The sequence below is a fragment of the Pseudomonas sp. JV245A genome (genome assembly GCF_032424515.1).
Lineage (GTDB): Bacteria > Pseudomonadota > Gammaproteobacteria > Pseudomonadales > Pseudomonadaceae > Aquipseudomonas > Aquipseudomonas protegens.
Window position 1 is genome coordinate 1 of the sequence record NZ_VYKE01000566.1, and the last position, 405, is coordinate 405.

Annotated in this window: 1 pseudogene; it reads right to left on the reverse strand. The window is 70.6% G+C overall.

Annotated features, from left to right (window positions below):
• Nucleotides 1-405, reverse strand: a pseudogene (locus F6S12_RS33055) (hypothetical protein); the annotation flags it as partial.

Sequence of the window (405 nt, forward strand, 5' to 3'; positions counted from 1 at the left end):
GCAGATCATCGGCCACCAGCACCGTTTCCCCCGGGGCGAAGCCCGGCGGCTGGCTGGCGCTGAAGGCCAGGGGCGGGGTCTGCGCCGACTGTTCGGCGCTGGCCTGGGCCGGGGTGGCACGCACCACCAGGGGCGGGATCTGGAACGAGCGGGCCTGTTGCGGGGTGATCCGGTAGCGGTAGCGCATGCCGAAGAACGGCTGCCCGTCGAGGGTCTGGTTCAAGTGCTCGGCTTCGCCGTCGGGTGCCAGCACCAGGGCCCCGGGCAGTTGCAGCTCCGGCAGGGTCGCGGCCTGGGTGAACCAGGTATTGGTCAGCACATCGACCTGCAACTGCAGGGTTTGCCCGACCATCACCGAGGTGTCGGGCTGCAGCTGGGCCTGCACCCGCAACTGCGGCTCTGCCG